Consider the following 23,822-nt stretch of genomic DNA (forward strand, 5'->3'; position numbering starts at 1 on the left):
AAATTATGGCGTCGCATTACGAAGCACCTATTCGAAAGCCCTTAGTTGTCGGAGACAAAGGATATCACGATGTAACCGTGGATATTGCCCGTCCAGTAGAGGGAAAGGCCAACAAACAATGGTGGATTGTATTTTCCATCGCACTTGTGGCATTCCTTTGGGGTCTAGGATGTATCATTTATACCGTTTCCACGGGTATTGGGGTTTGGGGTCTAAACCGAACCGTTAACTGGGCCTGGGATATTACCAACTTCGTTTGGTGGGTAGGTATTGGTCACGCAGGAACCCTGATTTCAGCGGTACTCTTATTGTTCCGTCAAAAATGGAGAATGGCGATTAACCGTTCTGCAGAGGCGATGACCATCTTCTCGGTAGTTCAGGCAGGTTTGTTCCCGATCATCCACATGGGTCGTCCATGGTTGGGATATTGGGTACTTCCAATCCCTAACCAATTTGGATCCCTTTGGGTGAACTTTAACTCGCCATTGCTTTGGGATGTATTCGCGATTTCAACCTACCTTTCTGTGTCATTGGTATTCTGGTGGACAGGTCTTTTGCCTGACTTCGCCATGATTCGTGACAGAGCGGTAAAACCTTTCCAAAAGAAAATATATAGCTTGTTGAGCTTCGGTTGGACAGGTAGAGCTAAAGACTGGCAACGTTTCGAGGAAGTTTCCTTGGTATTGGCTGGTTTGGCAACACCTTTGGTACTTTCCGTACACACCATCGTATCGTTTGACTTTGCTACTTCGGTAATTCCAGGATGGCACACTACCATCTTCCCACCGTACTTCGTTGCTGGTGCGATTTTCTCTGGATTTGCCATGGTAAACACGCTTTTGATCATTATGCGTAAAGTGTGTAACCTAGAAGCTTATATCACAGTACAACATATTGAGTTGATGAACATCGTAATCATGATTACAGGTTCCATCGTTGGATGTGCCTATATCACGGAGTTGTTCATTGCTTGGTACTCAGGAGTTGAGTACGAACAGTACGCTTTCTTGAACAGAGCTACAGGACCTTACTGGTGGGCTTACTGGTCCATGATGACTTGTAACGTGTTCTCGCCTCAGTTCATGTGGTTCAAAAAATTACGTACCAGTATCATGTTCTCTTTCTTTATCTCTATCGTGGTAAACATAGGGATGTGGTTCGAGCGTTTCGTGATCATTGTTACCTCATTGCACAGGGATTACTTGCCATCATCTTGGACAATGTTCTCCCCAACCTTTGTGGATATCGGAATCTTTGTAGGTACTATCGGATTCTTCTTCGTGTTGTTCCTATTGTATTCCAGAACATTCCCTGTAATTGCACAGGCAGAGGTAAAATCGATCTTGAAAGCTTCAGGAGAGAAATACAAGAAGTTGCGTGAGGCCAAAGAGGCTAATAATTTAATTGACGATAAAGAATAATTATGGCATCAAAAGTTATACAAGCACTTTACGACGATGACGATGTATTGATGCATGCCGTAAAAAAGGTTAGGGCAGAGCACCATCATATTGAGGAAGTGTACACTCCATTCCCTGTTCACGGGTTGGACAAGGCTATGGGATTGGCAGATACACGTATCGCCATCACCTCTTTCCTTTATGGATGTTTGGGATTGACCGTTGCCGTAGTGATGATGAATTTTATCATGATCGAGGACTGGCCCCAAGATATTGGTGGTAAGCCTAGCTTTAGCTACTTGGAGAATATGCCAGCGTTCGTACCGATCATGTTCGAGCTTACCGTGTTCTTTGCAGCGCACTTAATGGTAATCACTTTCTACCTAAGAAGTAGAATGTGGCCATTTAAAAAAGCCGAAAACCCAGACGTACGTACCACAGATGACCACTTTTTGATGGAAATTGGCGTACACGATAATGAAAAGGAACTTGCTGCTTTGTTGATGGAAACAGGCGCGATAGAAGTAATAGTTACAGAAAAGGAGTCTTAATAATATGAAGCAATTAGGTAAAATAAGTGTTGCTTTGGTTTTGGTACTGTTCGCTGCATCCTGTGCAGATAAAAACAGTCCAAACTACCAATTCATGCCAAACATGTACGAACCCGTAGGCTATGAAACCTATCAAGGGGTAGACAATGGTTTGTTCCCTGATGGAACAGAGGCCATGTTGCCAGTTGAGGGAACCATTGCCCGTGGATTTTTACCCTATGAGTTCGAAAACACTCCAGAAGGAAAAGAATTGGCCCGTTTGAACACAAGTCCATTGGATTCTTTAAAACAAGATGAAAATTTTGCAAAAGGGGCTGAGCTTTATGCCATTTATTGTGCTGTATGCCATGGACCTAAAGGTGATGGGCAAGGTAATTTGGTGAAAAGAGAAAAAATATTGGGTGTTCCCAGCTATGATGACCCAGCAAGAAATATTACAGTAGGAACCACCTACCACACTATTTATTACGGATTGAACTCTATGGGCTCCTACGCCTCACAGTTCGCCAACGAAGAAGAAATGTGGCAAGTATCTGAATACGTAATGAAGTTAAAGGGAGACCTAACAAAATAATAGGATAAGAGTAAGAGAACTATGTATACCTTTTCAAACAAACTTAGAATAGGATCTTTCATTGCCATGGCGCTAGGATTAATCTTCCTGGTAATTGGATTTGTTTCGGCCCCATCAACGGTGGAAGAAGCAAAAGCTATGGTTGCGGTTCATGGCGAGAGTCATGACGGAGGTCATGCTGAGGAAGCAACAGCAGAACATGGTGAGGAACAAGGTCATGGTGCAGAAGCTGCCCATGGTGAAGAGCACGATGCCTCTCACGATACACATTTGTTGCACCAATTGCAAAACAGACCTTGGTCTGCATTGTACGTAGCTGCTTTCTTTTTCTTTATGATAGCATTGGGCGTGTTGGCATTTTATGCCATTCAAAGAGCTGCCCAAGCAGGTTGGTCTCCATTATTGTTTAGAGTAATGGAGGGAATCACGGGATATTTGGTTCCTGGTGGAATCATTGTATTTGTGATCTTGGTACTTTCCGTAATGCACATGAACCACATGTTTGTTTGGATGGATCCAGAAGTAGTAGCTCATGATGAGTTATTACAAGGCAAAGCGGGTTACTTGAACCCTGTATTCTTCTTGGTAAGAGCAGCCATCTTTTTGGGTGGTTGGATTTTCTACCGTCAATTGTCTAGAAAGCTTTCTTTGGCTCAAGACGAGTCAAACGACAATAGCAACTTTGTAAAAAACTTTAGATGGTCTGCTGGTTTCTTGGTATTCTATCTAGTAACCGAGTCCATGATGTCTTGGGATTGGATCATGAGTGTGGATCCACACTGGTTCAGTACCTTGTTCGGATGGTATGTATTCGCTAGTATGTTCGTATCTGGTATTACTGTGATTGCCATGGTAACCGTTTACCTAAAATCAAAAGGATACTTGGAAGATGTGAACGATAGCCACATCCATGATTTGGCCAAGTTCATGTTCGGTATCAGTATTTTCTGGACCTACCTTTGGTTTGCACAGTTTATGTTGATTTGGTACGCAGATATCCCTGAAGAGGTAACTTACTACGTAACTCGTATTGCTGATTACAAATTGCCATTCTTCGGAATGTTGGCATTGAACTTCATCTTCCCATTGTTGGTGTTGATGAACAGCGATTACAAGCGTGTGAACTGGTTCGTGATCATGACAGGTGTTGTAATCCTATTCGGTCACTATTTGGATATTTTCAACATGATTATGCCATCAACCGTTGGTGACCAATGGTTTATAGGTGTACCTGAGATAGGTGGAATTTTGTTCTTTGGAGGTTTGTTCGTGTTCACGGTGTTTACCACTTTGACCAAGGCGCCATTACGACCAAAGCGAAACCCATTTATTGGAGAAAGCAAACACTTTCATTATTAAAATAATACGATAAGGCTTAGATAGATAAACGATGACTGCATTATTAACATTGACTGTTTTAGTTCTAGTGGCGATTGCAATCTGGCAAATGACCAAGATTTTCGAATTGTCCCAAACCAAAACGGAAGACGCTGAAATAGCCAACGATTCTGACAATAAAAACAATGGGTACTTATTGTTCACCTTTTTGATTTTTATCTACGGAATCACCATTTTTAGTTTTGTGAAGTATTCCAAAATGTTGTTGCCAGAAGCGGCTTCTGCACACGGTGGAGAGTACGATCAACTAATGTGGGTATCCTTTGCGATTATTTTCTTCGTACAGACCATTACCCAAGCTTTGTTGCACTATTTCGGATACAAGTATAGAGGTCAAAAGGGAAGAAAAGCCCTTTTCTATGCAGACAACGATCGTTTGGAATTTATCTGGACTATTATTCCAGTAGTGGTTTTGGCAGGATTGATCCTTTGGGGATTGTACACTTGGACCAACATCATGGATATCAACGAAGACGATGACCCTATCGTAATCGAACTTTACGCCCAACAGTTTAACTGGACAGCTCGTTACGCAGGTGACGATAATGTTTTGGGTGATGCAAATGTTCGTTTGATCAACATCGACAAAGCGAACATTTTGGGTATCGACGAAGCCGATCCAAACGGTGAAGACGATGTGATCGTAAAAGAATTGCACTTGCCAGTAGGTAGAAAAGTGAACTTTAAAATGAGGTCTCAAGATGTATTGCACTCTGCTTACATGCCTCACTTTAGAGCGCAGATGAACTGTGTGCCAGGTATGATTACCCAGTTCTCCTTTACACCTACGGTTACTACTGCAGATATGAGAATGAATCCTGACGTAGTGGAAAAGGTAAAAAGAACCAATGCGTTGAGAGCAGAAAGGGCTGCTGAGGGAATACCTAACACAGACCCGTGGGAGTTTGATTATGTATTGTTGTGTAATAAGATTTGTGGTAAATCACACTACAACATGCAAATGAAGATTGTTGTTGAAACCGAAGAGGAATTCAACGCATGGATGGCAGAACAGTCTACCTTTAAGGCTAGTATGTCACCCGCAGAGTAATTTAGGATAGGAAGAACACAGAATTTAAAAAACTTAAAATAGATTATGTCAGCTACTGGACACGAAAACGGACACGAAGATCACGGGCATCATCATAAAGAAACCTTTGTAACCAAATACATCTTCAGTCAAGACCATAAGATGATATCTAAGCAATATCTGATTACAGGTTTGATTATGGGATTCATTGGTATTGCCATGTCTTTGCTATTTAGAATGCAATTGGCTTGGCCAGGAGAGTCCTTTGGAATCTTTGAGACCGTATTGGGCAAATGGGCACCTGATGGTGTTATGGATGCCGATATTTACTTGGCATTGGTGACCATTCACGGTACCTTGATGGTGTTCTTTGTATTGACACAGGGATTGAGTGGTACTTTTAGTAACCTTTTGATTCCATTGCAGATTGGAGCAAGAGATATGGCATCAGGATTTATGAACATGGTTTCGTACTGGATGTTCTTCGTTTCCTCTGTGATCATGATCATCTCATTGTTCGTAGAAGCAGGACCTGCCGCCGCTGGTTGGACTATTTACCCGCCTTTGAGTGCTTTGCCAATGGCTCAGCCTGGTTCTGGTATGGGTATGACCTTGTGGTTGGTTTCTATGGCCATCTTTATCGCTTCATCACTTTTGGGATCATTGAACTATGTGGTAACCGTACTTAACTTAAGAACCAAAGGGATGTCAATGACTCGTTTACCATTGACTATCTGGACATTTTTTGTAACTGCGATTATCGGTATTATTTCGTTCCCAGTATTGTTGTCAGCAGCCTTATTGTTGATCATGGACCGTAGCTTCGGTACTTCATTCTTCCTTTCGGATATCTTTATCCAAGGTGAAGTATTGCATTACCAAGGTGGTTCACCAGTATTGTATGAGCACTTGTTCTGGTTCTTGGGTCACCCTGAGGTATACATTGTATTGTTGCCAGCATTGGGTATTACTTCCGAAGTAATGTCTACCAATGCTAGAAAACCGATTTTTGGATATAGAGCGATGATCGCTTCCGTATTGGCCATTGCTTTCCTTTCAACTATTGTATGGGGTCACCACATGTTCGTATCAGGTATGAACCCATTCTTGGGATCTGTATTTACCTTTACAACTTTGTTGATCGCGATTCCATCAGCAGTAAAAGCATTTAACTATATCACGACACTTTGGAAGGGTAACCTTCAATTGAACCCAGCTATGCTGTTCTCTATCGGATTGGTATCTACCTTTATCACGGGTGGTCTTACAGGTATCATTTTGGGTGATAGTACTTTGGATATCAACGTTCACGATACCTACTTTGTAGTAGCTCACTTCCACTTGGTAATGGGTATTTCTGCCTTGTACGGTATGTTCGCTGGTATCTACCACTGGTTCCCGAAAATGTTCCAAGGTCGTATGATGAACAAGAACCTAGGTTACGTTCACTTCTGGATTACCGCAGTTTGTGCCTATGGGGTATTCTTCCCAATGCACTTTGTGGGTATGGCAGGGGTGCCAAGACGTTACTACGAGAATACTGCATTCCCAATGTTCGATGAATTGACCAATGTTCAGGTATTGATGACCGTGTTCGCTATCATCGCAGGTTTGGCGCAGTTGATTTTCGTATACAACTTTATCACAAGTATCTTTTACGGTAAAAAAGGACCAGTTAACCCATGGGGCTCTAACACATTGGAGTGGACAACTCCACAAGAGCACATTCACGGAAACTGGCCAGGAGAGATTCCTCACGTATACCGTTGGGCATACGATTACAGTAAAACCTATGAAAATGGGGAGTACATTATTGCTGGACAGGATTTCGTTCCGCAGAACGTGCCGCTTCAGGAAAATGAAGAAGAACTCAACCATTAGAAAAGAAAAAAAATAGATAAAAGCCCGTCCAATTTGGATGGGCTTTTTTTATGGTATCAATTTTGTAGAAAGTCTATTCAATTGAATTGTAATATCTTTAGTAAAGCATATCATTCAAAAACACTGTTATGAGAAAACTACTGGTGCTCATTTTTGCCATTATCCCCTTATTGACCATTGCCCAACGCAAACCTAAAATTAAAGGTAGCAGAATCATTACCGAAGTATCAGATGAGTTGCCTGCGTTTAATGCCATTGTCCTCAATGATGACCTCGAAATCCATTTGGAGCGATCCAATGGACCAGGCTTTCATATTGTAGCCGATGATAATCTCATCGATATTTTAAAATTTGAGGTAGAGGGAAGCACCTTAATGATCAGTTCCTACTATGATATTACAGCCAAAAAACAATTGGATATCACCGTGAAGTATTCAGAACTCCAGTCCATTTCTATTAAAAAAGGAAGCATTATCGCCAATAATGTGATAGAAAGCAATGAGCTTTTTGTGGATGGCTTTGAAAATACACGAATGGATATAAAGGCGAATGTGGCCGTGTTGGATATTAATCTGGAAGAAAATAGTAAGGGGGATTTTCATGTGGATGCAGATTCTCTCAATATCAGTTTGAATAATAGAACCGAAGCATTGGTATATGCGACCACCAATACCGCAAATTTGGATTTGGAGGGTAATGCCACCTTGACTTTGGAGGGGAGCTCAGAAGAATTACAGGCTAATTTTTTCCAACAATCCAGATACAAAGGAGAATCCATGCAAGCAGGACATTTTAAACTTTCCATACAAGATGATGCCAGCGCTAGAGTTTTCGCTGTGGATGAAGTGGATATAACCGCTAAGGGGAGTTCAGTGATTTATTTGTACGGCACCCCAAAAATTCAAATCCAAGAATTTCTGGATACCACCCAATTAATCAAAAAGCAGTAACAGATCAAGTTCCTTCAACTATATTTGTGGAACAATGAATGAGAATCTAGATCCTACAGCAGATAATTTTTCCCAAGAAGAATTCGATATAGAAAGAGCCTTAAGGCCCGTTACTTTCGATGATTTTACTGGACAGGCGCAGGTATTGGAAAACCTAAAGGTTTTTGTGCAAGCGGCGAACATGAGGGGAGAGGCTTTGGATCATACCTTATTTCATGGTCCTCCTGGACTGGGTAAAACCACTTTGGCCCATATTCTGGCCAACGAATTGGGAGTGAACATCAAGGTGACTTCAGGTCCCGTTTTGGATAAACCAGGAGATTTAGCTGGATTGTTGACCAATTTAGAGGAGCGTGATGTCCTTTTCATTGATGAAATCCACCGCTTGAGTCCCATTGTAGAGGAGTACCTGTATTCCGCCATGGAGGATTATAAAATTGATATCATGATTGAGTCGGGTCCAAATGCCCGTACCGTTCAAATAAATTTGAGTCCATTTACCTTGATAGGGGCCACAACGCGATCTGGATTGCTCACCGCTCCCATGCGTGCCCGATTTGGAATTCAAAGTAGATTGGAATATTACCACACCGAATTACTCTCTACCATTGTGGAACGAAGCGCGGAAATTCTAAAAGTGCCCATCACCAACGATGCAGCTATCGAAATTGCAGGTCGTAGTCGCGGAACGCCACGTATCTGTAACGCGCTATTACGTAGAGTTCGGGATTTTGCCCAGATCAAAGGCAATGGGAATATCGACTTGGATATTTCCCAATTCGGATTAAAAGCATTGAATGTAGATGCCCACGGATTGGATGAAATGGACAATAAAATTCTAACTACCATCATAGATAAATTTAAGGGTGGACCTGTTGGTATTACCACTTTGGCCACCGCAGTATCCGAAAGTGCCGAAACCATTGAAGAAGTCTACGAGCCTTTTCTCATTCAACAAGGGTTTATAATGCGTACGCCCCGCGGTCGCGAAGTCACAGAATTGGCATACAAACACTTAGGTCGAATAAAAGGCGGTACTCAAGCGGGTCTTTTTTAGCCTCTATACAGAATTACCAAATTTTTGTTAAAAAAATAAGAGCTTGCTTTGCAATCTTTTGTATATTGTTCTGATTTGTAATGAATTATGTTGATTGGGCTAACTAATTGATACATTGCAATTTTCATCTTATGTTTATCGGCCAGTTCCCAAATCCGCCATTTAATTTCATCTCCAACAGGATCAATTATGGGGGGCGGTCAAGACAGTCAAAATTCTTCCAATAGTAACAATGTTCAATTGCTATCCAAGCAGATTAGGTCGCTTTTCGTTAAAATTGGCCTTTGCTCCACATTGATCATTGTTTTGGCATTTTCGTTAATGATGGTTGGATTGGGGTTTGGCAATCAAAAAAGTGATTATGTTGAATTTCCTGATGATGCATTTTATATGGACTACAATGTCTATAACCTTTCCTTTTCAAAGCAAAATGAACTCATCAAAAAAGGATTTGATATTTTCAGGAATACCCCATTGCACATCGGCCCTAAACAAAAGGATAGCACTCGAATGTTTGCAGGCAACAACTTGGCCTGTGCAAGTTGTCATTTAAATGGTGGGACAAAACCCTACGCTGCGCCATTGATAGGCGTGGTGCAACGTTTCCCACAGTATCGCGGACGCGAGGATAAAATGGGAACCATTGAAGAACGCGTCAATGGTTGCATGGAACGTAGCATGAATGGCAAGATGATGGCAGAAGATGCTGAGGAAATGGTGGCACTTGTCGCCTATATGGACTGGTTGGGCAGAGCAACCCCATCCAATGGAAAAATAGAAGGTCAAGGTTTCTTAAAAGTTGAGATTCCCAATAGGTCAGTGGATTTGGCAAATGGCGAAATCGTTTACCAAAAAAACTGTGTGGAATGCCATGGTTTGGATGGCCAAGGCGAGACTTTGGAAACTACAGGACTTTATTTATACCCTCCCCTATGGGGAAACGATTCTTATAATAATGGTGCGGGGATGACCCGAGTAATTACCGCAGCAGAATTTATCAAGGGCAATATGCCCTACGGAACTACATTCGACAATCCCATTCTTACTGACGAGGAGGCCTATGATGTGGCGGGATACATCAACCAAAAATTGCGGCCTACCAAACCCAACAGGGAAAAAGACTTCCCCGACCTGGTTAAAAAACCAGTTTCTACCCCCTATGGTCCTTATGTGGACCACTTCACCGAAGAACAGCACCAATTGGGGCCGTTCCAACCCATCATGGAGTACTACCAAAAAGAACATCAAATCAGTAAATCTAAATAAACATGTAAAATGGAAACAACACGAACAACTACGCGACGCAATTTTATGGGCGCCATGATGTTGGGGGCAACTGCTTCTACATTATCCGCCTTTACGAACCCTATTTTGGCGGGAATGCCAGAATTTAGTACTTCAGAAATGAATGATGCCGAAGCTTGGATCAAAACCATCAAAGGATCCCATAGGGTGGTTTATGATGGAAATTATCCCCACAAAGGATTTCCCGTGATTTGGAACTGGGCCTTTTATTTATCCAATAATGAAACTGGGTCAGAGGATAGTGATATTACTGCAATGACGGTTTTCCGTCATGATGCTATTCCCTTTGCATTTAATGATGAGCTCTGGAAGAAATACCCACTTGGGGAAATGTTTCATGTTAAAAAAGCGGATGGTACCCCCTATGATCGTAACCCTTTTTACGAACCTCAAGAAGGTGATTTTCCTTTACCCATGATTCAAGGGGTGAAAGATATGCAGGCAAGAGGAGCAATGTTCTGCGTGTGTAATTTGGCCATGGGCGTTTATAGCGGAGCCATTGCACAGCAAACAGGTCAGGACGCAACTGCTGTTTATGAAGAATGGAAAGCTGCTGTTTTACCAGGTATCCAAATAGTGCCATCTGGAGTTTGGGCCTTGGGTAGAGCACAAGAAGAAGGATGCGGATACATCTTTGCAGGAGAATAAAGTTTGTAGCAATGAAAAAAGCAATCGTATTGATACTGTTATTGGTATCAGGCTTTGCCATGGCTCAAACCGAACCCATCAAAGTAGTATTTGATGTTACCAGTGCTGACCCCGATGTACATAGAACCGCTGCCAAACATTTGCGGTTGATGTCGGAGGCTTATCCAGAATCCGAATTTGAACTGGTCATTTACAGTGGTGCCTATAAGATGGTGGACAAGAAATCATCTGTGGCTGGAGAAACACTTTCAGAGATTGTACAGCATGAAAATGTCTCCATTGTGATTTGTGAACAAACCATGAAAAGGCACGAAATGACCATGAATGATTTAATACCTGGTGTTGGCTCTGTACCCGATGGTATTTATGAAATTGTCACTAAACAAAAGCAAGGGTGGGGCTACATAAAAGAAGCCAATAATCAAAATACCCAAAATTGAATTTTAATGGATTAACTTTAGGGCATGAACGCCGCTAAAAGAACCCAGTTGATAAAAGCCGAGGCCAAACGCCTCGGCTTTTTGTCATGTGGAGTGTCCAAAGCTGATTTTTTGGAAGAAGAAGCTCCCCGTCTGGAGCAATGGCTCAACAAGCAAATGCATGGCGAAATGCAGTACATGGAAGACCATTTCGACAAGCGTTTAGATCCCACAAAATTGGTGGAGGGTTCCAAGTCGGTCATTTCTATGCTATTGAACTACTACCCATCCGAACAACAGAATGCGGATTCCTATAAAATTTCCAAATACGCTTACGGGACCGATTATCACTTTGTGATAAAGGATAAGTTGAAAAATCTTTTACACTTTATCCAAGAAGAAATTGGAGAAGTGCATGGGCGCGCCTTTGTAGATTCCGCTCCAGTTTTGGATAAGGCCTGGGCAGCAAAAAGTGGACTGGGTTGGATTGGAAAGAACAGTAATCTGCTCACGCAACAGGTAGGTTCATTTTATTTTATAGCTGAATTGATTGTCGATTTAGAGCTGGAATACGATAACCCAGTTACGGATCATTGCGGAACTTGTACCGCTTGTATCGATGCTTGCCCAACAGATGCCATTGTGCAACCTTATGTGGTGGACGGCAGCAAATGTATTTCCTATTTTACCATTGAGTTGAAAAATGAGATACCCAACGAGTTCCAAGGCAAGTTGGATGAATGGATGTTCGGCTGTGATGTGTGTCAAGATGTGTGTCCTTGGAATCGATTTTCAAAACCACATTCCGAACCACTTTTTAACCCGAATCCAGAATTGCTTTCATTTACAAAAAAGGATTGGGAAGAAATCACTGAGGATGTATTCAAGCAGGTTTTTAAGAAGTCCCCAGTAAAGCGAACCAAACTTTCGGGACTTCAACGAAATATCAAATTTTTGAAAGACTAGCACTTAAACAATTGAATGTTAAACTATTTTGAGTTTAGATTAATGAAAAGTGCTATATTGAGGTCAATATTTTACGGATTTCTCATATCACCACCGACTAAACTGCTGATTAACTAAACTTCTCCCATGATCAAGATCAATAAACCCAAACTGAGTTTTTGGCAAATTTTCAATATGAATGTTGGATTTTTAGGCATTCAGTACAGCTTTGGACTTCAGCAAAGTGCAATCAACCCGATTTTTTTATTTCTGGGAGCTGATGAAGAACTTTTACCCATTTTAAATATTGCAGGACCCGTCACAGGTTTAATCATTCAGCCAATTATCGGGGCAGTTTCAGATAAAACTTGGTCGCCTAGATGGGGAAGGAGAAAGCCATTTTTCTTGATAGGAGCCCTTATGGGTAGTTTATGTTTGTTTGCATTTCCGTTAAGTCCAGCCCTTTGGTTTGCCGTAGGTTTACTTTGGATTTTGGATGTGGGTAATAATATGGCCATGGAACCTTACCGTGCCTTTGTTGGGGATAAACTTCTAGATTCCCAATTGAGCATAGGGTATCAAATGCAAAGTTTGTTCGTGGGTGCAGGTATTTTGTTGGCCAATGCGTCTATTTTCTTGTTTCAAGATTGGTTTGGAGGTGGACAGGAAGTTGAAGGAACTGTGCCCAAGTGGTTGTATTATTCCTTTTTTATTGGTTCTTTTTTATCCATAGCGACGATACTCTTTTCGGTTTTAAAAACACCAGAAATACCTCCATCCGATGAAGAGTTGGCAGAAATCAACAAGCATAAGGCATTGCCTTTTATGAGTAGGGTAAAAGTGCCCTTTGTAGAAATAAAACATGCCGTAAAGGAAATGCCCAAGTTTATGTGGAAGTTGTCGGGCGTTTATCTATTCCAATGGTATGCACTATTTGTGTATTGGCAATTTATAACCCCATTATTTCGGGTTTCCTTGGGCTACGATACCTCACAAGCAGCTGCCCAAGCAGCAAAAATGAGTACTACCTATAATATTGTAACCGCAGTTGTTGCCTTGGTTTTAGTGCCATTGACGATGCGTTTCGGAGGAAAAAAGGTGTATGCCCTTAGTTTGGTTGGTACAGCAATTGCTTTATTTTCCATACCGTTCATCAAAGATCCCATTTATGTTTTGTTCCCAATGGTGCTTTTCGGAATTGGATGGGCCGCAATGATGGGTATCCCGTATAGCATGGTTTCCAAGATTGTGCCTCAAGAACGAAGGGGGGTTTATATGGGCATTTTAAATATGATGATCGTAATCCCTATGGGAATCCAGACCCTGTCCTTTGGACCGATCTTTAAAAATCTTCTTGGAGGAAACTCTGTTAATGCCATCTTATTTGCGGGGGCATTTTTCGCTATAGCTGCAATTCTTGCTATGCGATTGAATATGCCAAAATCCAGCAACGAAACAGTATTGGATGGTCCAGATCTGTAAGAAGGTGTGGTGATTCTCTTAAAAGATTAATTTTTTATTCAAAAATCTGTTAAAAATTGGGCTTCAACTTATTCCAATAAAAACCTATAATGACCTAACTTTACCGATTCATAATTCAAGCAATGAGCAAGGAGAGACAAAGACGGGAAGCATTACTATATCACGCAAAACCACAACCAGGTAAAATCAAGATTGTACCAACCAAACCATACTCTACTCAAAGAGATTTGGCATTGGCCTATTCCCCTGGAGTAGCAGAGCCCTGTTTGGAAATCGAAAAAAACAAGGACGATGTTTACAAATACACCGCCAAAGGAAATATTGTTGCCGTAATTTCCAACGGTACCGCTGTGTTGGGATTGGGTAATATTGGTCCTGAAGCCTCTAAACCAGTAATGGAGGGTAAAAGCTTGCTCTTTAAGATATTTGCAGATATCGATGGTATTGACATTGAATTGGATACCACCGATGTGGAACGATTTATCCAAACGGTAAAAACCATTGCGCCAACATTTGGGGGAATCAACCTGGAAGATATTAAGGCACCTGAAGCTTTTGAAATTGAAAGACGATTGAAGGAGGAATTGGATATTCCTGTAATGCACGATGATCAACACGGTACTGCAATAATTTCTGCAGCCGCATTGTTGAATGCCCTTGAAATTGCCAATAAAAAGATAGACGAGGTTAAAATTGTGGTGAGTGGAGCTGGTGCCGCCGCCGTTTCCTGTACAAGATTGTACAAAGCTTTCGGTGCAAAGGGAGAGAATATTGTGATGCTGGACAGTAAGGGGGTTATCCGAAGTGACAGAGACAACCTTAGTGTTGAGAAAAAGGAGTTTGCCACCGATAGAAAAATTGACACTTTAGACGAAGCAATGATTGGTGCTGATGTATTCATTGGACTTTCCATCGCTGATATTGTGACTCCTGAAATGCTCAAAACCATGGCGCAAGATCCTATTGTTTTTGCCATGGCCAATCCAGATCCAGAAATTGAATACAACTTGGCTTGCTCAACCCGAAAAGATATCATCATGGCTACAGGACGTTCCGATCATCCGAACCAGGTGAACAATGTTCTGGGATTCCCATTCATTTTTAGGGGAGCTTTGGATGTTCGTGCGACCAAGATCAATGAAGATATGAAAATGGCGGCCGTTCGTGCCTTGGCCGATTTAACAAGGGAGTCGGTTCCAGAACAGGTGAACATTGCTTATGATGCCACAAGGTTGACCTTTGGTAGAAATTATATCATTCCAAAACCATTTGATCCAAGATTAATTACCAAGATTCCACCAGCAGTGGCAAAAGCAGCTATGGAAAGTGGAGTTGCCAAAGCACCAATTCAAGATTGGGAAAAGTATGAAGAAGAGCTTTACCAGAGGTCTGGTAACGATAACAAAGTGGTGCGTTTGTTGCACAACCGTGCGAAGGTGAATCCGAAACGTGTGGTTTTTGCAGAAGCTGAATTACTTGATGTAATGAAAGCTGCCCAAATTGTTCACGATGAAGGAATAGCGCAACCTATTCTTTTAGGGAACAAGGACATCATTGAGCACCTAAAAAGAGAGCTTGATTTTGATGCAGAAGTGCCAATTATTGATCCTCGTTCAGATGAGTTCAGTGAAATGCGTTCCAAATACGCATTGAAACTATGGGAGTCTAGAAAAAGAAAAGGTGAAACCAAATACAGCGCTCGTGTAAACATGGGCAAGCGAAATTATTTTGGCGCCATGATGTTGAAGGAAGGTGATGCTGATGGAATGATTTCAGGATATTCCAGAGCCTACCCAAAAGTATTACGTCCTGTTTTTGAGGTTTTAGGTAGAGCAAAAAATGTAAAGAATGCCAGTACGGTGAACATTATGATCACGGAAAGAGGTCCAATGTTTTTAGCGGATACCTCAATCAATATTGACCCTAGTGCGGAGGAATTGGCAGAGATTGCCCAAATGACAGCGAATGTGGCCAAAACCTTTGGTTTTAGCCCTGTAATGGCCATGCTTTCCTATGCCAACTTTGGGTCTTCAAGTCACCCGAATGCGCAAAAGGTACGAGAAGCTGTACAGATTTTGCATGAAACCAATCCTGAGTTGGTGGTAGATGGAGAAATTCAAACCGATTTTGCATTGGATGATGTGCTTTGTACCAACAATTTCCCTTTCTCCAAAATTTCTGGTAAAAAGGTAAACACCCTTATTTTTCCAAACTTGGAATCGGCCAACATCACCTATAAATTATTAAAAGGGCTGCACAAAGCGGATTCCATTGGACCTATTATGGTTGGGTTGACAAAAGCTGCCCATATTTTGCAATTGGGTGCCAGCGTGGACGAAATGGTAAATATGGCTGCTGTGGCAGTTATCGATGCCCAAGAAAGAGAGAAACGAAGAAAGGCAAAAACAGAACAATAATCCAACAGTAAAATGATTACCCATTTACGTGGAAAATTAGTAGAAAAGAATCCCACTTATGCCATTGTGGAATGTAATGGTGTGGGCTATTTTTTGCATATTTCATTGCATACCTTTTCGCTCCTTCCCAGCGAGGAGAATATTACCATTTATACCCATTTATTGGTCAAGGAGGATTCCCATACCCTTTTCGGCTTCATGGAAAATTCAGAACGGGAAATATTCCGTCTTTTGATTTCGGTTTCAGGGGTGGGTTCCAGTACGGCGAGAACAATGTTATCGTCACTTTCTCCATCTGAAGTTAGAGATGCCATCGCAAATGGAGATGTGCCAACAATTCAGTCCGTAAAAGGAATCGGGGCGAAGACCGCCCAACGGGTAATTTTAGATTTAAAAGACAAGATTTTAAAAGTCTACGACATAGCCGAAGTTTCACAACAATCAAACAATACAAATAAAGAAGAAGCGTTATCTGCATTAGAGGTTCTTGGTTTCCTTAGAAAGCAATCTGAAAAGGTGGTGGACAAGGTACTGACCCAAGACGCTTCACTAAGCGTCGAGAACATTATAAAACAGGCGCTTAAAAATTTGTAACTAGTTTGAAAAGAGGGGCAAAACCAATACTTAAATCGAAAAGCTTTAAGTACACTTTCTTTGTTGTTTGTTTGCTGACCGTTTCCACAGTGATGGGACAGGAAGACAATGAGCAGGTTCAGGATTCCGTGCAAACGGGAGTTGAGCTTGGCCGTATTCTTTTGGAGAACCCGGATAGCATAGTTGCCAAATACACTTACGACCCCAAGACCAATCAATATATTTATACGCAAAGTGTTGGTGATTACAATGTAAGCTACCCTTTGATTCTTACACCGGAACAGTACTATGATCTGGTAAAGAAAGAGGAGATGAAAGCCTATTTTAAGCGTAAGGCCGATGCCTACGCAGGAAAAAAAGAAGGTAGTGAGGAAGATCGAAAAAATCTTCTCCCCAATTTTTACGTAAACAGTAGCTTTTTTGAATCTGTTTTTGGAGGAAATACAATTGAAGTAATTCCGCAAGGTTCCGTGGCCATGGATTTGGGAGTATTGTGGCAGAAAAATGATAATCCAGCCCTTTCGCCACGAAACAGAACCAACCTCTCTTTTGATTTCGACCAACGAATCAGCTTAAGTTTGTTGGGTAAAGTAGGGGAGCGACTTCAGGTGACTGCCAATTACGATACCGAGGCCACCTTCGATTTCCAAAACTTGGTAAAGTTGGATTACACCCCAACCGAAGATGATATTATCCGAAAAATTGAAATTGGTAATGTGAGCATGCCCCTTAATAGCTCTTTGATTACTGGTGCGCAAAGTTTATTCGGGGTAAAGACGCAATTGCAATTTGGAAAAACAACTGTTACCGCGGTATTCTCAGAACAACGATCACAGACCAATACGGTGGTGGCCCAAGGAGGTGGAACGGTAAATGAGTTTTCCTTGAGTGCTTTGGATTACGATGAAGACCGACACTTTTTCTTGTCCCACTACTTTAGGGATAATTACGACCGAGCTTTGTCAGCATACCCATTTATCCAAACCCAGGTGCAAATAACTCGTTTGGAGGTGTGGGTGACTAACCGAGGCCAGATAACACAAAATGTTCGTAATGTGGTGGCAATTCAGGATTTGGGGGAAGCGTTGCCAACCAATACAAGAATTGGCGTGAATGGAGGAAATCCGCCAGGATTTTTTAATCCATCAGCTGTGGCAACGGAATTACCACAAAACGCCGCCAACCTTTACGATCCCAATCAAATTGGAACCACAGGAGTTTTGACCAATGCCATACGTGATATTGCCACGGTAGAAAATGGATTCAATGTGCCAGGTTACCCCGTAAATCAAGGGTATGATTATTCCATTTTGGAAAATGCCAGAAAATTGGAAGCAGGAAGGGATTATGATTTCGATTCTCAATTGGGATATATTTCCTTGAGCCAAAGTTTGAGTAACGACGAAGTTTTGGGTGTCGCATTCCAATACACCTATAATGGTCAAGTTTATCAAGTTGGTGAATTTGCCAATGGAAGCATCGACGCAACTACAGTTTCTACAGGAACCAATTTAGTAGAAAACAATTCTTTGATTCTTAAATTACTGAAAAGTAACATCACCAATGTTCAGGATCCAATTTGGGATTTGATGATGAAAAACATCTATTCCACGGGAGCCTATCAATTGAGTCAGGAAGATTTTAAATTGAATATTCTGTATTCTGATCCCACGCCAAGAAACTATATTACTCCTGTGGATCCCAATGCGGGTTGGCCAGAAGGATTGGAAGATCGCATTTTATTGAGCGTATTCAATTTGGATAAATTAAATACCTACAATGATATTCAGCCTGGTGGTGATGGTTTTTTCGATTATGTAGAAGGAATTACGGTAGATTCCCAAACAGGACGAATCATTTTTACGAAAGTGGAGCCTTTTGGTGAATTTCTATTTAATGAACTGGGTGGTGGGACTTATGATGTAGAAGATGATCAAGGCTATAATGTCAACCAACAGCGCTATGTGTTCCGAAATATGTATGCCAAGACCAAGGCAGCTTCTTTACAGGATGCAGAAAAGAACCGATTTAAGATTCAAGGCCGCTATACATCACAATCCAACAATGGAATTCCAATTGGAGCCTATAATGTGCCACAAGGTTCGGTAACAGTTACCGCTGGAGGACGACAGCTTCAAGAAGGTATTGATTATACGGTGAACTATATGGCAGGCACCGTTCAAATTATAGATCCAAGTTTACAAGCTTCGGATACGCCCATCAATATTTCCGTGGAGAACAACGCCATTTTTGGACAACAGACTCGACGTTTTGCTGGATTCAATGTGGAGCATCAGTTCAATGAAAACTTTGTATTGGGTGGTACCTTCCTTAATTTGAACGAGCGTCCACTTACCCAAAAATCCAATTACGGGATTGAGCCAGTGAACAATAGTATTTATGGTCTTAATGGAAATTTTAGTACGGAAGTTCCATTTTTGACCCGTTTGGCCAATAAGCTTCCAAATATAGATACCGATGTACCTTCCAATTTGAGTGTAAGGGGGGAAATTGCTTTTTTGAGTCCAAATTCACCTAAAAATGCAGATTTTCAAGGAGAGACCACTACGTATCTGGATGATTTTGAAGGAGCGCAAGCACTGATCGATATCCGATCTTCTTTAGGATGGACTTTGGCTAGTCCACCAGTTGAATTCATAAACGATAGAACAGGAATAGATGTGGGGAACGAAAGGGCTAAATTGGCCTGGTACACCATCGACCCTATTTTTTATACCAATCAAAGACCTGCGGGAATGTCCGATAATGATATTTCATTGAACTCAACACGTAGAGTGTTTATAGATGAGGTATTTACAGAAACCGATATAGCCCAAGGTCAAACGCAGGTGCAGAGTACGTTGGATATTGTGTATTACCCCAATAATAAAGGACCTTACAATGCCAATCCGAGCTTTGAAAATGAAACTCCAGATAGCAAATGGGCAGGGATAATGCGTCCGTTGAGCAGCACCAACTTTGAACAGTCTAATGTCGAATTTGTTCAGTTCTGGGTTTTAGACCCATATATAGATGGAGAAACCACCGATGCAAATGCAGGTGAGTTGGTATTGAACTTAGGTAATATTTCTGAAGACATCCTTAAGGATGGTCGTAAACAATACGAGAACGGATTGCCTTCATCCACCAGTACCGAGGTGCCAAGGGAAACCATTTGGGGGCAGGTGCCATCTACCCAATCTTTGGTTTATGCCTTCGATGCAGATGAAACAAACAGAACACTACAGGATATCGGTCTTGATGGATTGGATGATGCAGCAGAGGCGGCAATTTATAATGGTCCAGCAAATGACCCAGCGTTGGACAACTACCAATATTATTTGAATCGCGATGGCGGTGTTTTGGAGCGTTATTTTGATTTCAACAACACGCAAGGAAATTCACCTGTTGCTGTAACCGACACCAATAGAGGTTCTACTACCTTGCCCGATGTAGAGGATATTGATCGTGATTTAACTATGAACACGGTGAACAGCTACTACGAATACCGAATAGAAATTAAGCCGAACACCACGATTGATGATAAATATGTAACCGATATTCGAGAAGGACAAACGCCCTCCTTGCCCAATGGCACCCAATTGAACCGAAGATGGATTCAATATAAAATTCCATTGAGCGACTTTACCGATGCAGTGGGTGGTATTTCCGATTTTAGGTCTATCAGTTTTATGCGAATGTACCTTACTGGGTTTTCGGATGATGTGGTGCTCCGTTTTGCAACACTTGATTTGGTACGCGGCGATTGGAGAACCTATACAAGTTCCTTACAACCCGATGTGGACAATGACCCAACGGACGACGCTACGGTTATAGATGTAAATACGGTGAATATTGAGGAAAACTACGGTAGAACTCCAATTCCTTATGTGTTGCCTCCAGGAGTTATTCGTGAGCAATTGAACAATAACAACACCATTATCCGTCAGAACGAACAATCGCTTTCAATTCGAATTGAGAATTTGGAATCGGAGGATTCTAGGGGTGTTTTCAAAAATGTGAATATTGATATGCGACAATACGAACGCATTAAAATGTTCTTGCATGCCGAAAAGATTTTTAATTCGGATTACGCTGATAGCGACACGCCCTTGGTAGGATTTTTAAGATTGGGTACTGATTTCAAAGAAAACTTCTATCAAATAGAACTTCCCCTTCAATTTACACCTTATGGTTCTTCTACCGCCGATGAAATTTGGCCAGATGTGAACCAACTTGAAGTGGATATGGGTGATTTGCGTAAAGTAAAATCAAAAGGTATTTCGGATGATACGCTTTCCGAAATCATCTTCTATGAAATTGTAAATGGCGAACCTGTTTTGGTGGATGAATTTGCTCCAAGAACTCCAGGGACCATTCGTATCGGAATTCGAGGTAATCCTTCTTTGGGAAGTATTCGCGGAATGATGTTGGGAGTAAAAAACATTGATGATGTTGCAGCAAGAGCAGAGGTTTGGTTCAACGAACTTCGTTTGGCAGGTTTGGAAAATAATGGTGGCTGGGCAGCCATTGTAAGTATGGATGCAAACATGGCCGATTTTGCAAATGTAACCGCAACAGGAAGTAAAAGTACTTCTGGATTTGGTTCCATAGATCAATCCCCAACTCAACGTGCCTTGGAAGATGCCGTTTCATATGATGTGGTGACCAATGTGAATGTTGGGCAACTTTTTCCTAAAAAATGGAATTTGCAATTGCCGTTCAATTATGGAATTTCAGAAACCTTGATCACTCCTGAATACGACCCTGTTTATGATGATTTGAAGTTGGAAGATCGTATTTCGACCGCTACCACCGATGAAGAGGCAGAGGCAATTCAAGAACAAGCAGAAGATTACACAAAAAGAACCAGTATCAACCTAATCGGAGTTCGAAAAAATAGAGGAGAAGAAGCTGAAGAGAACTTTTTCGATATTGAAAACTTTACCTTCAACTATAGCTACAACGAAACCGATCATAGGGATTTCGAGGTTGCAGAATTACGCGATCAAAACGTAAAAACTGGAGTGGTTTACAATCACAATTTTAGACCTGCACCAATTGCTCCATTTGCCAAAAAAGACTCTATGCTTACGGGTAAATACTGGCAATGGCTAAAAGATTTAAACTTTAACGCCCTGCCTACCAGTTTTTCATTTAATGCCAATTACAACCGCTCTTTTAACCAACAGCGATTCAGAGATGTATTGGAACCAGGGGTAGATGCCTTGGAATTGCCTTTGTTGCAACAACGTAACTATCTCTTTAATTGGCAATATGCTCTTAACTATAGCATTACAAAGTCGTTGCGATTGAACTTGACCACATCCAACAATAATATTGTGCGCAACTATTTTAATGTGGATGACGATGCTGATTCTGGAATCAACCAAATGTTGGATCTGTGGGATGGATTCTTTGATATTGGAGAGCCTAACCGACATGCGCAACAAATGCAATTGAATTATGAATTGCCATTTGATAAGTTCCCATTTTTAAATTTTATAAATGCGCAATACACCTACACCAGTAATTTTGATTGGCAGCGTGGTGGGGATGCCTTGATTGAGGTGGCTGGAGAGAACATTAATACGGTACAAAACGCGAACACCCATAATTTGACCGCCAATTTGAGCATGCAACGTTTTTACGATTTCTTGGGTCTTAAAAAACGTGATGGTAAAGTGTTGGCCAACCAAGCACCTGTGAGAAGGGACAAAGCAGGGAATCCAGCAGGTGGACAAGAGGAGTCTGCTCCCAAAAAGACCAGTAAAGGGTTCAATACTTTGGTTGATATTGTAACCATGGTGAAGCGAGTGAATGTAAATTATAGCGAGAACAATGGTACCGTGCTTCCTGGTTACACCCAATCTGTTGGATTTATTGGTACTACCCGACCAACATTAGGATTTGTTTTTGGTAGTCAGGCAGATGTTCGTTTTGAGGCCGCCCGTAATGGTTGGTTGACCAATTACCAAGAGTATAGCAACCAGTACATCAGGAATACGAACAAACAGCTTAATATTACCGCGACGGCACAACCTACACAAGATATTACGATTGACTTGACCACGGATCGTATGTACAATAGTTCTTCACAAGAGACCTATAGTCCAGATCTTTGGGCCAATGGTGTGGATGGATTGATCAATGAGATGGGGAATTTTAGTATTTCTACCATGATGATCAGTACCATTTTTAATAAAAGCGATGAGTTTGATTCCAAAACCTTTGAAGAATTCAAACAAAACAGGATCATCATTGCAAATAGGTTGGTAAACGATAGGGGAGGCACTGTAGGTGATTTGGACGAGGACGGATTCCCTGAACGTTATGGTAAAACCCAACAAGAAGTATTGTTGCCAGCATTCTTTGCCGCATATACAGGTCAAGATGCAAACCGTGTAAACTTGGATGCTTTTAGAGAAATTCCAATTCCAAACTGGAACATAAAATATACGGGTTTGATGAAAAACCGCTGGTTCAAGGAAAAATTCACTCGTTTTTCATTGAGTCATGGATACCGTGCCGCGTATAGTGTCAATCAGTTCCAAACAAATCTTGAAAGACAAAACACCAATTTTGACCCCGAAACTGGTGATTTATTACCTGAAATGTTGATCAATAATGTGGTGTTAACTGATGAGTTCAGCCCGTTGATCCGAATGGATTTTGAAATGCGAAACTCTTTTAGTCTTTTAGCTGAGGTTAGAACCGACAGAACCCTTTCATTGAGTTTTGATAATAACTTAATGACGGAAATTAATGGTAAGGAATATACGGTAGGTTTGGGTTATCGATTTAAAGATGTAAAATTTGTGACCAATATTGGAGGTGAAAAAACTCGCTTAAAGGGAGATTTAAACCTAAAGGCCGATGTTTCATTAAGAGACAATATTACCATCATCCGTAATTTGGATATCAACAACAACCAAATTACCTCAGGACAACGCTTAATGTCTATCAAATTTACTGCAGACTATGCGTTGAGCAAAAGTTTGAACGCCTTGTTCTTCTACGATCACTCCTTTTCAGAATTCAAGGTTTCCACTGCATTTCCACAAACTACGATCAATACAGGGTTTACTTTAAGGTATAACTTTGGGAATTAATCGAGCAACAGAACGTATTTTTTAGCATTTTGGACAAAAGTTTCTTTGAAAAGCTTTGT

The 23,822-nt window shown here is 41.3% G+C and carries 15 protein-coding genes and 1 pseudogene; all 16 read left to right on the forward strand.

The window, feature by feature from the left end; genetic code table 11:
* Positions 1-5: 5 nt before the first annotated feature.
* Positions 6-1,385 (forward strand): annotated as a pseudogene (gene nrfD, locus BLQ18_RS05565) (NrfD/PsrC family molybdoenzyme membrane anchor subunit); the annotation flags it as partial.
* 38 nt (positions 1,386-1,423) lie between these two features.
* Positions 1,424-1,951: a DUF3341 domain-containing protein gene (locus tag BLQ18_RS05570; protein WP_090293396.1), complete on the forward strand. Its 528-nt coding sequence runs from the start codon at positions 1,424-1,426 to the stop codon at positions 1,949-1,951.
* A gap of 4 nt (positions 1,952-1,955) precedes the next feature.
* Positions 1,956-2,525 (forward strand): c-type cytochrome, encoded by a 570-nt coding sequence (locus BLQ18_RS05575; protein ID WP_090293397.1) that lies wholly within the window; start codon positions 1,956-1,958, stop codon positions 2,523-2,525.
* 21 nt (positions 2,526-2,546) lie between these two features.
* Positions 2,547-3,884 (forward strand): quinol:cytochrome C oxidoreductase, encoded by a 1,338-nt coding sequence (locus tag BLQ18_RS05580; RefSeq protein ID WP_090293398.1) that lies wholly within the window; start codon positions 2,547-2,549, stop codon positions 3,882-3,884.
* A gap of 31 nt (positions 3,885-3,915) precedes the next feature.
* A complete protein-coding gene (locus BLQ18_RS05585; RefSeq protein ID WP_090293399.1) occupies positions 3,916-4,974 on the forward strand; it encodes a cytochrome c oxidase subunit II in 1,059 nt (352 codons plus the stop codon).
* A gap of 45 nt (positions 4,975-5,019) precedes the next feature.
* Complete coding sequence (locus BLQ18_RS05590) at positions 5,020-6,834, forward strand: cytochrome c oxidase subunit I (RefSeq protein ID WP_090293400.1); 1,815 nt, start codon at positions 5,020-5,022, stop codon at positions 6,832-6,834.
* 128 nt (positions 6,835-6,962) lie between these two features.
* Entirely contained in the window at positions 6,963-7,784 is an 822-nt protein-coding gene (locus BLQ18_RS05595) for a GIN domain-containing protein (protein WP_090293401.1), read from the forward strand.
* Positions 7,785-7,818: 34 nt separating this feature from the next.
* Positions 7,819-8,841: a Holliday junction branch migration DNA helicase RuvB gene (ruvB, locus tag BLQ18_RS05600; RefSeq protein WP_090293402.1), complete on the forward strand. Its 1,023-nt coding sequence runs from the start codon at positions 7,819-7,821 to the stop codon at positions 8,839-8,841.
* Between the two features lie 189 nt (positions 8,842-9,030).
* Positions 9,031-10,107 (forward strand): c-type cytochrome, encoded by a 1,077-nt coding sequence (locus BLQ18_RS05605; protein ID WP_090293403.1) that lies wholly within the window; start codon positions 9,031-9,033, stop codon positions 10,105-10,107.
* Between the two features lie 9 nt (positions 10,108-10,116).
* Entirely contained in the window at positions 10,117-10,794 is a 678-nt protein-coding gene (locus BLQ18_RS05610) for a Tat (twin-arginine translocation) pathway signal sequence containing protein (protein WP_090293404.1), read from the forward strand.
* An 11-nt stretch (positions 10,795-10,805) separates the two neighbouring features.
* Complete coding sequence (locus tag BLQ18_RS05615) at positions 10,806-11,234, forward strand: DsrE family protein (RefSeq protein ID WP_090293405.1); 429 nt, start codon at positions 10,806-10,808, stop codon at positions 11,232-11,234.
* 24 nt (positions 11,235-11,258) lie between these two features.
* Positions 11,259-12,179 carry a tRNA epoxyqueuosine(34) reductase QueG gene (queG, locus tag BLQ18_RS05620; protein ID WP_090293406.1) on the forward strand — a complete coding sequence of 307 codons (921 nt, stop codon included), beginning with the start codon at positions 11,259-11,261 and terminating at the stop codon, positions 12,177-12,179.
* 126 nt (positions 12,180-12,305) lie between these two features.
* Complete coding sequence (locus BLQ18_RS05625; RefSeq protein ID WP_417935098.1) at positions 12,306-13,640, forward strand: MFS transporter; 1,335 nt, start codon at positions 12,306-12,308, stop codon at positions 13,638-13,640.
* A gap of 122 nt (positions 13,641-13,762) precedes the next feature.
* Positions 13,763-16,057 carry an NADP-dependent malic enzyme gene (locus BLQ18_RS05630; protein WP_090293407.1) on the forward strand — a complete coding sequence of 765 codons (2,295 nt, stop codon included), beginning with the start codon at positions 13,763-13,765 and terminating at the stop codon, positions 16,055-16,057.
* 12 nt (positions 16,058-16,069) lie between these two features.
* Positions 16,070-16,651, forward strand: a complete 582-nt coding sequence (ruvA, locus tag BLQ18_RS05635) for a Holliday junction branch migration protein RuvA (RefSeq protein ID WP_090293408.1) — start codon at positions 16,070-16,072, stop codon at positions 16,649-16,651.
* A gap of 5 nt (positions 16,652-16,656) precedes the next feature.
* A complete protein-coding gene (sov, locus tag BLQ18_RS05640; RefSeq protein WP_090293409.1) occupies positions 16,657-23,763 on the forward strand; it encodes a T9SS outer membrane translocon Sov/SprA in 7,107 nt (2,368 codons plus the stop codon).
* The last annotated feature ends 59 nt before the right edge of the window (positions 23,764-23,822 follow it).

Origin of the sequence: Flagellimonas zhangzhouensis (genome assembly GCF_900102925.1) — a bacterium.
GTDB lineage: Bacteria > Bacteroidota > Bacteroidia > Flavobacteriales > Flavobacteriaceae > Flagellimonas > Flagellimonas zhangzhouensis.